The sequence below is a fragment of the Rhodococcus yunnanensis NBRC 103083 genome (assembly GCF_001895005.1).
Classification (GTDB): domain Bacteria; phylum Actinomycetota; class Actinomycetes; order Mycobacteriales; family Mycobacteriaceae; genus Rhodococcoides; species Rhodococcoides yunnanense.
This window is the reverse complement of record NZ_BCXH01000032.1, coordinates 12852-27382: the sequence shown is the minus strand read 5'-3', so window position 1 is coordinate 27382 and position 14531 is coordinate 12852. Positions and strand designations below refer to the sequence as shown.

At 64.4% G+C, this 14531-nt stretch carries 2 protein-coding genes; both read left to right on the top strand.

Annotated elements, in window-relative coordinates; translation table 11 throughout:
• The first annotated feature begins 28 nt into the window (after window positions 1-28).
• Window positions 29-6817 carry a non-ribosomal peptide synthetase gene (locus tag RY1_RS28575; protein WP_245819997.1) on the top strand — a complete coding sequence of 2263 codons (6789 nt, stop codon included), beginning with the start codon at window positions 29-31 and terminating at the stop codon, window positions 6815-6817.
• A gap of 323 nt (window positions 6818-7140) precedes the next feature.
• Window positions 7141-14526, top strand: coding sequence for a non-ribosomal peptide synthetase (locus RY1_RS28570; protein WP_084727954.1), 7386 nt, complete (start codon window positions 7141-7143; stop codon window positions 14524-14526).
• Window positions 14527-14531 lie beyond the last annotated feature (5 nt).

The following is a 14531-nucleotide window of genomic DNA, read 5'->3' as shown; positions in this document are numbered from 1 at the left end:
CACCGAGTCCGCGGTCAACAACATTCCGGTGGCGGTTCGCCTGTCGGGCTCGTTGAACGTCGATGCCCTCAACGCAGCGGTGCGCGACGTGCTCACGCGCCACGAGTCGCTCCGCACGGTCTATCCCGAGACGGACGGCATTGCCGCGCAGGTGATCCTGACCGTCGCTGAGGCGGCGCCGACCCTCGTCCCCCAGGATGTGGACGCTGCGGACATCGCTCGCCGTGTGGAACAGGTGATTTCTGCCGGATTCGACGTGACCACCGAACTGCCGATGCGGGGCGAACTGCTCAGGGTAGCGGAGAACGAGTACGTGCTCGTCCTTGTCGCGCACCACATCTCGGCCGACGGATGGTCCATGGGTCCGTTGACGCGTGACGTGATGGTGGCCTACGCGGCGCGTTCTGTCGGTGAGGCTCCCGGCTGGGCGCCTCTGCCGGTGCAGTATGCGGATTATGCGTTGTGGCAGCGTGAGGTCCTCGGTAGTGAGGACGACCCGAAGTCGATTGCCTCGCAACAGGTGTCGTACTGGAAGACCGCGCTCGCCGGTCTGCCCGACGAACTCAACCTGCCTACCGACCGCACACGTCCGTCCGTACGGACATACGAGGGCGGCAAGGTGCCGTTCCGGATCGATGCCGACAACCACCGGGCCCTGGTGGACGTGGCTCGCACGACAGGTACCACGCTGTTCATGGTGGTGCACACCGCCATGGCGGTCTTCCTCGCTCGCATGTCCGGTACCGATGACATCGCGATCGGAGCACCCATCGCAGGGCGCGGACAGTCCGAGCTCGACGATATGGTGGGCATGTTCGTCAACACGCTGGTGTTGCGTACCCATGTCGAGGCGAGCCGGTCGTTCGCCGACATTCTCACCCGAGCCAAAGAAGCCGACCTTCAGGCCTTCGCCCACGCCGACATTCCGTTCGAGCGTCTCGTCGAGGTTCTCAATCCGGAACGGTCTACGTCCCGCCATCCGCTCTTCCAGGTCGCGTTGTCCTTCGAGAACCTGCCGTCGACAGACCTGCAATTGCCGGATCTGCACGTCAGCGGCGTTCCGTTCGAGGCCCACATCGCGAAATTCGACCTGTCTCTCACACTGCGTGAGCATGTACTGGCCGACGGTGTACTGGACGGCATCTCGGCTGAGTTCTCTTATGCCGCAGACATGTTCGACCAGTCCACGGTATCCGACTTCGCAGTGCGGTTTCTCCGGCTGGTCGAGGATGCGACCGGTGACCTGTCGAAGCCCGTCGGCGACCTCGCACTTCTCGACCCCGACGAGACTGCGTCGTTGACGCAGGCACGTGGCGAAGAAGCCGGCGCATCGTCGACGTTGCACGAGATCTTCACGGCCGGGGCTGCGCTCGACCCCGATGCCGTCGCCGTTCGTATATCCGGTCGCTCGGTGACCTACCGCGAACTCGACGACACCTCCACACAGCTGGCCCGTGTGTTGATCGATAGCGGAGTAGGACCGGACACCGTCGTTGCCCTTGCATTCCCTCGTTCGTACGAGATGATTCTCGGAGTCTGGGCAGTTGCCAAAGCAGGCGGCGCGCACTTGCCCGTCGACCCGAACTACCCGCCGGATCGAATCGAGCACATGCTGTCCGATTCGGGCGCGGTCGTTCGCCTCACGGGGACGGCATACGTCGACGCGCTTCCGAACGAGGACTGGATGCTCCTCGACGGGGATCAGCTCCACCTCGACATTGCTGCACAGTCCGCGGATCCGATTTCCGATGCGGACCGGCAGGCACCGTTGAGAACCGACCACCCGGCCTACGTGATCTACACATCGGGATCGACCGGACTACCCAAGGGTGTCGTGGTCACGCACGCGAGCTTGCGGGGTGTGTTGGATTCAGCGATCGAGCTGTACGGCACGACGTCGGATTCTCGCTTCCTGCACATCTGCTCGCCGAGCTTCGATCCATCGGTACTCGAATGGATGGTTGCCTTCTCTGCCGGAGCCCGTCTGGTGATCGTGCCCTCGGATGTGATCGGTGGACCGGATCTGGCCGAGATCCTCGTCTCCGAAAAGGTGACACATTCGATCATCACGCCGGCAGTACTGGGAACGATGGACCCGGCGGGAATGGACAGCCTGCGCGTATTGTCCGTGGGTGGCGACGTGACGACCCCCGAGTTGCTCGCGCGCTGGGCACCGGGGCGTCGGTACTTCAACGGCTACGGCCCGACGGAGACCACCATCATCTCGTCGTTCGCAGAACTCGCACCGGCTCGACCGATCACGATCGGCGCGCCGGTCCGCGGCACGACGGCGCTTGTTCTCGACGGGCGACTGCGTCCTGTGCCCGTTGGGGTAGCGGGCGAGCTGTACCTGGCGGGCGAGGGACTCGCCAGGGGTTACCACGACCGTGGTGGCCTGACGGCATCCCGTTTCGTCGCAAATCCCTACTCGGGCACGGGTGCACGGATGTATCGCACCGGTGACCTCGTTCGGTGGACGGGACGTCCCGGAACTCGCGAACTCGAATTCGTCGGACGGTCCGACTTCCAGGTCAAGATTCGTGGCTTCCGGGTCGAGCTCGGGGAGGTCGACGCCGCACTGTCGGCACATCCTTCGGTGGCGTTCGCGGCCACTCTGGGTAAGGATTTGCCTTCTGGTGCAACGGTTCTCGTGTCGTACGTCATGCCAGCCGTCGGCTCGGTCGTCGACCAGGCCGCGTTGACCGAATTCGTGGCCACGACACTGCCGTCGCACATGGTGCCCGCGTCCATCGTGGTCCTCGACGAGGTTCCGTTGACCCCGGTCGGCAAACTCGACCGCCGTGCTCTGCCGGAACCGGTCTTCGAGGAGCAGGTGTATCGCGCGGCGGAAACCGACATCGAGCAGATCATCGCCGAGGTCTTCGCGGACGTGCTTCGGCTGCCGCGAGTGGGCGTGGACGAATCCTTCTTCGCGCTCGGTGGCGACAGCATCGTCTCGATTCAACTCGTCTCGCGCGCCAAGGCTCGCGGCGTGTCGTTCTCGCCGAGAGATGTGTTCGAACGTAGGTCCGTCGCTGGACTCGCCGAAGTTGCGGTGCGCATCGACGATGCGGATCGCACGGTAGTTCTGTCCGAACTCCCTGGTGGCGGCGTCGGCACCGTGCCGCTCACCCCGATCATGCGCAAGGTGACGGCAGCGGGCGGTGGCCTCGACAGGTTCTCGCAGTCGGTATCGGTCAGCCTGCCTGCCGAGATCGATTCGGCGCTTCTGGCAGCCACGCTGTCCGCGGTGATCGATCACCACGACATGCTCAGAGCTGTGTACGTCGACGGTGACATGGCAGTTCGTGAACGGGGCAGCGTTGATGTCGCCGCTGCGATCGAACACGTCCGAGTCGATGCATCGATCTCCTCGGACGCGCTGGAGAAGCTCGCGTCCAGCGAGTTGAACGCCGCCATGGGGCGGTTGAACCCGGCCACGGGATCGATGATTCAGTTCGTCTGGTTCGACTTCGATTCGAAGCCCGACGACACCGGCAGTCGGCGCGGAGTGCTCCTGCTCGTCGCCCATCACTTCGTCGTCGACGGCGTCACGTGGCGGATCCTGCTCCCTGATCTTGCGGTCGCGTGGTCGCAACTCGCTGCGGGACAGCGGGTGTCGCTGCCTGCAGTGGGCACGTCGATGCGGCGATGGGCGCACGGGTTGATCGAAGCGGCAGCCGCGCCGTCGCGTCGGGAGGAACTCTCGGTCTGGAAGTCGCTGGCCGATATCGAGGATCCTCTCGTGGGCAGTCGTCCGTTCGATCCTGCGGTCGATGTCGCAGGTACCGTCGAACGTGTCGAGGTCGAGATCTCGGCCGACGTGACCGATGCGCTGTTGACCCGCGTGCCGCGCCTGTACCGGGGTGGGGTCAACGACGGGCTCCTGGCAACACTTGCGTTGGCGGTGTCGCAGTGGCGCCGCACTCGCGGAATACACACGACCAGTGCGCTCTTCGCTCTCGAAGGGCACGGACGTGAAGAGTCGGTCGTTCCGGGCGCAGATCTGTCGCGGACGATCGGGTGGTTCACCAGCGCGTACCCGCTTGCGCTACGGCTGGACGGCATCGACGTCGACGACGCGTTGTCCGGAGGCTCGGCGATGGGTGCGGCCGTCAAGGCAGTCAAGGAGCAGATTTCCCGAGTGCCCGATCGCGGCATGGGATACGGGCTGCTTCGGTACCTCGACGACGAGACCGCCTCGGAACTCGAATCGGTGCCTGCCGGTCAAATCAGCTTCAACTACCTGGGGCGGATTTCGTCCGCGGAGATTCCGGCAGAGTTGGCCGATTTCGGATGGGCCCCAACGGGTTCGCTCGGATCTCTGACCGCGGAGATGGACGACGACATGCCCGCCAACTCGAGCATCGACATCAATGCCATCGTGACGGACGGACCGGACGGCCCGAGGTTGGGTGCGACAGTCGCATTCCCGACGGGTCTTCTCGACCGCGCCGACGTCGCCGAGTTGGCCGAGCTGTGGACGACTGCGTTGGGTGCGTTGTCCGATCACAGCGGGACCGACGACGCCGGTGGGCTGACTCCGTCGGACCTGACCATGATCGCCTCCACCCAGGCCGCGATCGACACGTGGGAATCCACCTACCCGGGCGTCGAGGACGTCTGGCCTCTGACGCCGCTGCAGTCCGGATTGCTGTTCCACGCCATGATGACCGAGTCGACTGTGGACGTCTACACCATGCAGGCCGTTCTCGACCTGGCCGGCGTCGTCGACACCGATCGATTGCGGGCGTCCGCGCAGGCTCTGCTCGATCGACACGCGAATCTGCGAGCAGCATTCGTCAGCGACAGTGACGGTCGACCGGTACAGGTGGTACTCGGTGAACTGGAGCTTCCGTTCCGCGAGATCGATCTGATGCATGTCGCGGAGGAGGACCGACGCGCAGAGGCGAAGCGAATCCTGGTGGCCGCGCAGGCAGAGCGCTTCGACATGTCGGCGCCGCCGCTCATCAGATTCACGCTGATCAAGGTCGCGGCAGATGCCTGGCACCTCGGTATCACCAGCCATCACATTCTGCTCGACGGATGGTCCATGCCGTTGCTCATGCAGGATCTGTTGGTGCTGTACGCAGTTCGGGCCGATCTGTCCGTGCTGCCGCGCGTTCGGCCGTTCCGGAACTTCCTGTCGTGGCTCGACAGCCGGGACCGGGCAGACTCGCTCGATCGATGGGCCGACGTGCTGCACGGTGTATCCGAGCCGACCTTGCTGGCCGAGAGTGCACGTCCATCTTCGGCGGAGCCGGTGATCGACAAGATCGAGGTCACGCTGCCCGAGGACCGGACCTTGCTCCTCAGTGCGATGGCGTCGGATCTGGGCGTCACCGTCAACACCGTGGTGCAGGCAGCGTGGGGGATACTGCTGGGTCGTCTGACCGGACGCCAGGACGTGGTGTTCGGCGCCACCGTATCCGGTCGTCCGGCCGATCTCGCAGGCGTGGAGTCGATGGTGGGTCTGTTCATCAACACCTTGCCTGTTCGGGTCGACATCGGCGACCGTGGTTCGCGGGCCGAGACGCTCGTTCGGCTGCAAGGCCAACAGGCGGATCTGCTCGATCACCACTACGTGGGACTGACCGAGATTCAGCAACGCGTCGGGGTCGACAAGTTGTTCGACACGTTGCTCGTATTCGAGTCCTACCCCATCGATCGCGACGCGATCGCCGCGGCAAGCTCGGTCGACGGCCTGCAGATCACCGGCGTAGGGGTGAACGACGCCACGCACTACCCGCTGACAGTGTTGACCGTGGTCGAGGCAGAGCTCGAGCTGACGTTCAAGTACTTGGACACTTACCTCGACGGTCGGTACGTCACCGAGGTCAGTCGGTGGTTCCTTCGAATTCTGAATGCGATCATCGACGAGCCGACCGCGCAGATCGGCACCATAGACATCCTCGATGCGGACGAGAGGGAGCGCATCGTGATCGCCTCCGCCGAGTCCGGTTCGCCTGCTGCGTCTCGAACCTCCGGATTCGAGATGCAGGTGCTTCCGCAGGTGCTCGGAGAGACGGTCGAAGACGATCCCGAAGCGCCTGCGATGGTGTCGGGCGACGACGAGATCAGCTATCGCGATCTCGACATCGCCTCGTCGAAGCTGGCCAGGTCGCTGATCGACAGAGGCGTGGGCCCCGGCATGTCCGTCGTCGTACATCTCGGCCGGTCGACGACTGCCGTCGAGGCACTGTGGGCGGTGGCCAAGACAGGCGCCGCTGTCATACCGTCGCAGCCCGGTTCCGATCGCCCGGTGGGTCAGGCCCAGTTCGGGCTGACCACCGAACAGCACCATGCGTCGGCGCCGGACGGACCGGTCTGGTTGCTCGTCGACAGCGCGGACTTCGTGCGCGAAACGGCGGGCCGACCCGGGCATCCCGTGTCGTACTCCGACCGAGTCCAGCAGCTGTCGGGGATGCACACTGCAGTTCAGCTGTCGACGGGGTCGTCGACACAGTCGGAACTGCTTCTTCGTACCGCCGAGTTCGCAGATCGATTCGAAGTGGGATACGACACTCGTAGCTACTACCATGGCCCGTTCGACTCCGAAGCTGCGATCTTGGAGGCGTTCGCCGTGACGTCGAGAGGTGGTGCACTCATCCTGGGCGAGACCGAGACGGACGTCGCCTCGGTGTCCGATCTGCTGTTCGATTCATGGGCGACACACGCATTCGTTCCGGTCGAAGTACTCCAGCTGTCGGGACCGGACCAGCTCGACGATCTCGCAGTGGTGGTCATCACAGACGGCCGAGCCACCGGTAGTGCCGTCGACGCCTGGTCGGAAGGACGGACCGTCACGCAGATGTGAGTATCGGCCGGGGTGGACGGGCAGGCGCGGTAACAGTATCGATCGGAAACCGGATAGACCCCTGAGACTGCGGACCCCCGCCGTGGTCGGCTGGGCTTGTCGAGTGGTGGTGAGCCGAGCCGATCGGGGCTCGTTAAGCTTGTTGTTCCCGTTCCACCCGGAACGCCCGTACCGAGACCACCGACACTGCTTCATTTCGACACTGCTTCATTTCGACACTGCTTGATTACGAAACTGTTCGACTACGAAACTTCTCGACTACGAAGGTGATCCGCTTACATGACGTTCCGCACTCGTCCAGATCGAACACAGGACTCGGCGACATGAGTGCAAGTGAATCTCGGAGTCGGGCAGCCGGTGCGACCCGTGGACCGAGTCGCCGATCACGAGGGGAACGTCCGACGCGCCGCCACGGCGTTCGCACGGAACTGTTGCCGCAGCTGTTGACCAGTGCCGTGGAGACCGCGGGGGACTCGATCGCGCTGACGTCCGCGGGAACGTCCCTCAGCTACCGCGAGCTCGACGAGCGATCGTCGCAGCTGGCACGGATGCTCATCGAACGAGGAGTCGGTCCCGGTGACCGTGTTGCTCTCGCTCTACCCAGATCGATCGAATCCGTCCTCGCCGTGTGGGCGGTCGCCAAGTCCGGCGCAGCCTTCGTGCCGGTGGATCCGAACTATCCGTCCGATCGCATCGAGCACATGGTGTCCGACTCGGGAGCCGTGCTCGGCCTCACGCTCGCCGTTCACGTCGGCGGCCTACCGGGCCTGCTCGACTGGCTTGCACTCGACGATCCGCGCGAGGCGGTGGCCGTCGCGAGCCGTCCGACTCACCCGATCTCCTATGCGGATCGGGTTCGGCCGCTTCTCGAATCGCACGCGGCCTACATCATCTACACATCCGGGTCGACGGGTAAGCCGAAGGGCGTCGTCGTCACCCACTCCGGACTCGGCCCATTGGTTGCGGCCGAGCGGCCGCACTTCGGGCTGGCCGCCGATTCGCGGATGCTGCATGTCTGTTCCCCCAGTTTCGACGTGTCGGTACTCGAACTGTTGCTCGCCTTCACATCGGGAGCCACTCTCGTGGTGTCGCCGCCGTCGATCACGGGAGGCCAGGAAATGGCCGACCTGCTGCGCAGCGAGAGGGTGACGCACGTCCTGATCACGCCCGGTGCGCTCGGCTCGATCGATCCGAGCGATCTTCCCGATCTCGGTGTGGTCGTGGTGGCAGGGGACACGTTCACCAGTGAACTGGTGAACAGATGGGTTCGTGCCGACCGCGGCGTCGGACGTCCGAAGCGGTTGTTCTACAACGGTTACGGCCCCACCGAGGCGACCATCCTGGCTACCAGCACGGTTCCCTTGGGGGAAGATGAACCTCCGGTCATCGGGACTCCTATCGCCGGACTCGGTGCTTTCGTGCTCGATACTCGGCTACGTCCTGTCCCCGCGGGTGTCAGCGGTGAGCTCTATCTGTCGGGTCCGCAACTTGCCGAGGGATACAACGACCGCGCGGCGTTGACGTCGGAGCGGTTCGTGGCGAACCCCTTTGCAGAATCGACGAACGGGCACACCCCGCCGGGATCCGGTGCCCGGTTGTACCGCACAGGAGACGTCGTCCGACGCGACGCGGACGGCATCATCCACTATCTCGGCCGCAGCGACTTCCAGGTCAAGATACGCGGTTTTCGGATCGAGCTGGGCGAGATCGACAGCGCGTTGGCCGGCCACCCCCACGTGCAATTCGCAGCTACCGTCGGTCACGAACTGCCCTCGGGGGACATGACGTTGGTGTCCTACGTTCTCCCGCGTGACGGTGCCGATCTCGACACGGACGAGATCGTCGAGCACCTCGGTCGCACGTTGCCGGTTCACATGATCCCGGCGCAGATCATCGAATTGGATTCCGTCCCTTTGACTCCCGTAGGCAAGCTCGATCGGGCAGCACTGCCGGACCCGATCTTCGCCGCAGGCGAATACGTGGCGCCGGTGACCGAACTCGAGCGCACTGTCGCGGAGATCTACGCCGAGGTTCTCGGCATCGATCGTGTCGGCAGGACCGACTCGTTCCTCGACCTCGGTGGAAACTCACTGGCTGCAGCACGTTTGGTGGCGCGTCTCGGCGCGGCGCTCGACATCAGAATCCCGGTACCGCTGCTGTTCGGAAATCCAGCTGTCGGTGACCTCGCGCGCGAGATCTCCTCACGATCGTTCGGCGACGCGCATGCTGCTCTGACGCCTCGTGTGCGGCCCGAGAGAATTCCGCTGTCGCTCGCGCAGCAACGGATGTGGTTCCTGAACAGGCTCGACGTCGGGTCCGCGGTGAACAACATTCCGGTAGCGATTCGGTTGACCGGCAACCTCGACACAGCCGCTCTCGGTCAGTCGATCCGCGACGTCGTCGAGCGCCACGAATCGCTGCGGACGTCGTATCCCGACGTCGACGGTATCGGCTATCAGAGCATCCGCACGGTCGACGACGTGCTCTCCGAACTCACCGCCGATGTCGTCGATCCCGCCGACGTAGCCCGGACGGTCATGGAGACCGTCTCCGTGGGTTTCGATGTCACAACCGAAGTGCCCCTTCGTGTTCGGTTGCTGAAGGTGGCGCAGGACGAGCATGTCCTGGTCTTTGTCGTGCACCACATCTCCGGTGACGGAGTCTCGATGGGACCACTCACTCGGGATGTGATGGCGGCCTATCTCGCACGAACCAGCGGCAGCGAGCCGGAGTTCGCTCCGCTTCCGGTGCAGTACGCGGATTACACACTCTGGCAACGTGAGGTCCTCGGTTCCGAACTCGAGCAGGATTCGGTCATCGCGGATCAGATCGAGTACTGGACGACCGCGTTGGCCGACCTGCCTGCGGAGCTGGCGCTTCCGACCGACCGTCCCCGTCCTGCTGCCGCGTCGAATGTCGGTGCCACGCATACGTTCACGATCGACGCCGATGTGCATCGGCAGTTGGCATCGCTGGCGACGGCAACCGGTGCAAGCGTTTTCATGGTCGTTCATGCTGCACTTGCCGTCCTGTTGTCGAGGCTGTCGGACTCGACGGACATCGCCGTGGGTACGCCCGTCGCGGGACGCGGTGAAGAGGCACTCGACAACCTCATCGGCATGTTCGTGAACACGCTCGTGCTCCGCACCGATACGTCGCCGCACCTCGCCTTCCGCGAATTGCTGGAGGCTGCACGGGACGTGGACCTGGAGGCGTTCGCGCACGCAGATCTGCCGTTCGAGCGTCTGGTCGAGATTCTCGATCCGGAACGCAGCGCTGCTCGCCACCCGATCTTCCAGGTCATGTTGACCTTCCAGAACATGGAGCCGTCACGGTTCACCTTGCCGGGCCTGACCGTGACCGGCGTCGACCTCGATGTCGCGACGGCCAAGTTCGATCTGCAGTTGGCGGTCACCGAGTTGCCGTCGGACTCGGCTGCCGAGGGCCCGCTGCTGGCTGAATTGACCTATGCGCGTGACCTGTTCGACGAGGACACCGCACTCGGCTTCGGCCGCCGTCTCACTGCGATCATCGATGCGATCGTCGCCGATCCCGATGTTGTCATCGGCGATATCGACATCGTGGACGCGAGTGAGCGTGCGGTACTCTCCGCAGCGTCGACGGAGTCGGTCGAAGCAGGAGTTGCAACACTCGTCGCGCGCTTCGACTCGGTCGTTCTCGCGAACCCGGATGCGCCTGCGGTCACGAGTGGTGATCTCACCCTGACGTATGCAGAATTGGACCGTCGAGCCAATCGAATCGCGCGAGCGTTGTCGGCAACGGGTGTATCGCCCGAGAGTCTTGTCGCAGTCGCGCTCCCACGGTCGGCCGATCTGATCGCGGCGCTACTCGGTGTTCTGAAAGTCGGCGCGGGATACCTTCCGATCGACACGAGCAACCCCGCCGATCGAATCTCGTACATTCTCGGCGACGCAGCCCCTAGTGCGCTGATCACGTCGTCGGCCGAGCTGGATTCCATCGGCGAGTTCGAGTGCCCTGCCCTGGACGTCGATTCCGCCGAGGTCACCGAACGGGACGGATCCCCACTCGGGGACTCCGAACTGCCGAGCAGTAGTTCGGCGGACAACGTTGCGTACGTCATCTACACATCCGGTTCGACGGGGCTGCCGAAGGGCGTGGCCGTCACACACCGCAACGTTGCCACCCTCTTCGCGGCAGCCGCGCAGCGATTCGACTTCGGCAGCGACGATGTGTGGACGATGTTCCACTCGTACGCATTCGATTTCTCGGTTTGGGAGATCTGGGGGCCGTTGCTGACCGGTGGCCGGTTGGTGACGGTGGACTACTACACGTCCAGGTCTCCGGAGCAGTTCCTCGAACTGTTGGCACGCGAGCGCGTCACCGTGCTGAATCAGACGCCATCGGCATTCGCCCAGCTGGCCGAAGCCGAACGGTCGGCGGGCGAGCGCGCGCCGGGACTCTCGTTGCGCTACATAGTGTTCGGCGGGGAGGCGCTCGATCTCGGTTCGCTCGAGCGTTGGTACGCCCGCCATCCCGACGGGCCGCTGTTGGTCAACATGTACGGCATCACCGAGACCACCGTGCACGTGTCCTACCTCGCGCTCTCGCGTGCGCTGGCGCGCCGGGCCACGGCAAGTGTGATCGGCACAGCGCTACCCGGGTTGTCCGTTCGCGTGCTGGATTCTCGGCTCGGCCTCGCCCCGGTCGGCGTCGCAGGAGAGCTGTACGTGAGCGGCGACCAGCTCGCCCGTGGGTACCTCGGAAAACCAGGTCTCACCGCGACCAGGTTCCTCGCCGATCCGTTCGGACCGAGCGGATCGGTGATGTACCGGACCGGCGACCGAGGCCGCTGGAACGTCGGTGGACAACTCGAATATGCCGGACGCAGCGATCTCCAGGTTCAGCTACGCGGGTTCCGCATCGAACTCGGCGAAGTCGAATCGGCGTTGCTCCGCGACTCCGATGTGGCCCAGGTGGTGGCGCTCGTGCGCCGGGACCTGCGCCAGGGCGTCGAAGCTCGTGCCGCCGAGTCGCTGGTTGCGTATGTCGTACCCTCAGCGGGCGCCACCATTGATGTCGGCCGATTGCGTTCCGCTGCAGCGCAATTCCTCACCTCCTACATGGTCCCCGACCTGATCGAGGTTCTCGACGAGTTGCCGCTGACGATCAACGGCAAGCTGGACACGCGCGCCCTGCCGGTGCCGGTGTACGCGTCGGGCTCGCCGTTTCGGGAGCCGAGCACGCTCGCGGAAAAAGCGGTGGCCGAGGTTTTCGCCACAGTCCTGTCGCACGCGGCGGTCGGCGCGGACGACTCGTTCTTCGAACTCGGCGGAAATTCGCTGGACGCAACGCGAGTCATTGCAAGACTGAATGCTGCGCTCGGTAGTGACGTGTCGGTACGTGAACTGTTCGAGGCGCCGACCGTCGCCGCGCTTGCGGCGTGTGCCAGTGCACACCTCGGGGTAGGCGGGCGCAGGAGATTGGTCGCCGCCGAGCGACCCTCTCGGATTCCGCTCTCGCTCGCCCAGCAGCGTATGTGGTTCCTCAACCGGCTCGATCCAGGCTCGTCGGTGTACAACATCCCACTCGCGATCCGGCTGTCCGGTCAGCTCGATCTCCACGCACTGGACCACGCGATTCGCGACGTGATCGGCAGGCACGAGAGCTTGCGTACGAGTTACCCGTCGGACGAGGAAGGCCCGTACCAACAGGTCCGCGATGTCTCGGATGTCGGACTCGAGCTTGCACCGTTCGAGTGCGCGAACGAGACCGAACTGATCGATCGTGTTCGAGAGACGATCGGGCGCGGATTCGACGTGTCGACCGACGTTCCGATCAGAGTGGGATTGTTCGCGCTGTCCGAAACAGATCACGTTCTTGCGGTGTCCGTCCATCACATCTCTGCCGACGGCGTGTCCATGGCGCCGCTGGCACGCGATGTGATGACGGCGTACGTAGCCCGTACCTCGGGTTCCGCCCCTGCCTGGGCTCCGTTGCCCGTGCAGTACGCGGATTTCGCCTTGTGGCAGCACGACGTGTTGGGTGACGCCGAAGATGCGGACTCACGTGCTGCCGGTCAACTCCGCTACTGGACCGAGCAACTGCGCGGCGTTCCCGACGAGCTGGATCTGTCGACGGACCGGCCACGTCCGGCGCAACAGTCGATGCGCGGACGATCGTGGTCGACGGCAGTGACGCCGGAGTTGACCGAGTCACTGAACGACATCGCGCGTGCGAACAATGCGTCGCTGTTCATGGTGGTGCACAGCGCGCTCGCAATTCTGTTGGCTCGTATCAGCGGGGGGCGCGACATCGCCATCGGTACCGCGGTAGCCGGACGTGGCGACGCCGCGTTGGATGGGCTCGTCGGAATGTTCGTCAACACGCTCGCCCTGCGAGTGGACGTCGATCCAGCCGATCGATTCGACGAACTCCTCGGCCGAGTTCGCAGTGTCGATCTCGATGCGTTCGCCAACGCCGATGTCCCGTTCGAACGGGTTGTCGATGCGGTCTCCACGACTCGTTCGGTCGCTCGGCATCCGATCTTTCAGGTGGTGCTGTCCCTGCAGAACCAGGAACAGGCCGCTCTGGAACTTCCCGGCCTGTCCGTCTCCGTACTCGACGGTACCGAGCTCGCCGCCAAGTTCGATCTTCAGATCACCGTCGAGCAAGCCGGTGATCGTTTGCGAGTGACCTTCACGTATGCAACAGATCTTTTCGACGAGCAGTCCATAGAGCGCCTCGGTGAGCGCTTCGAGATGGTGCTCGACGCCATCACCCGCGGCGCCGATGTGATCGTCGGCGATATCGACGTGCAGTCGGACTCCGACGCGGATCAAGGTCACGTTCTGACGGCGTCACCTCGAGACGACATCGCGGCGGTCGCAGTTGTGGAAGGGGCGACACTCGGGCAGGTGCTCCGCACCGTCGTCGACGACGACCCCGACGCGCCTGCTGTGACGGTCGACGAGATCGACGTCAGTTTCGGCGAGGTCGACGAACGGTCGTCCAGGCTTGCGCGCGAACTGATCGCGCGGGGTATCGGTCCAGGCGATGCGGTCGTCGTCGCGATTCCCCGTTCGGTGGAGCGGATCGTCACGCTGTGGGCGGTTGTCAAGAGCGGCGCTGCGGTGGCTTTCGGCGCCGTTGCGGTGGGCGGTACCGAGACAGTGAGCCCGGCGGCGGCATGGGGCGTAGCGGCGACGCAGGATTCGGTCGACCGTTCGGCCGACGAGTGGATCGTTCTGGGCGACGACACGGTCGCGAAGTCTGTTGCCGAGCGCTCGCCACGTCCGGTGTCGTATTCGGAACGAGTGCGACTCCTGCGGCCGGAAGATCCCTTCGCCTTCGTCGACGACAGTGATTCTCCTCTGTCGCACGGTGATGTCGTGTCGATGGCCGAGACCTTACGGACGCTGATCGGGTTGACCTACGAGTCGCGAACGTATGGAAACGCTGACCTCGGCACCGGCTGGTCTGCGATGGAGTTCGTGCTCGCGGCATCGACCGGGGCCGCCATGGTGACGACGGCAGCGGAGATCGACGAGCCCGAGGTCGTGATCGCCGAACACTGGGTCACCCATGCGTTCGTCTCACGCGCGGAAGCGGAGACCTTACAGGGTGGCGTCGAGGTGGAGGATCTGATCGCCGTCGTGCGGGTGGACCACCCGGTGGACACGTCGCTTCCCGAGTCCGACTCCTCGGGTGGTTGGACGGTCTACGGCTGATGTCT

What these genes read in the sequence shown, in the direction of transcription:
- RY1_RS28570 (WP_084727954.1), top strand. Translation starts at nt 7,141, where the DNA reads ATGAGTGCAAGTGAATCTCGGAGTCGGGCAGCCGGTGCGACCCGTGGA.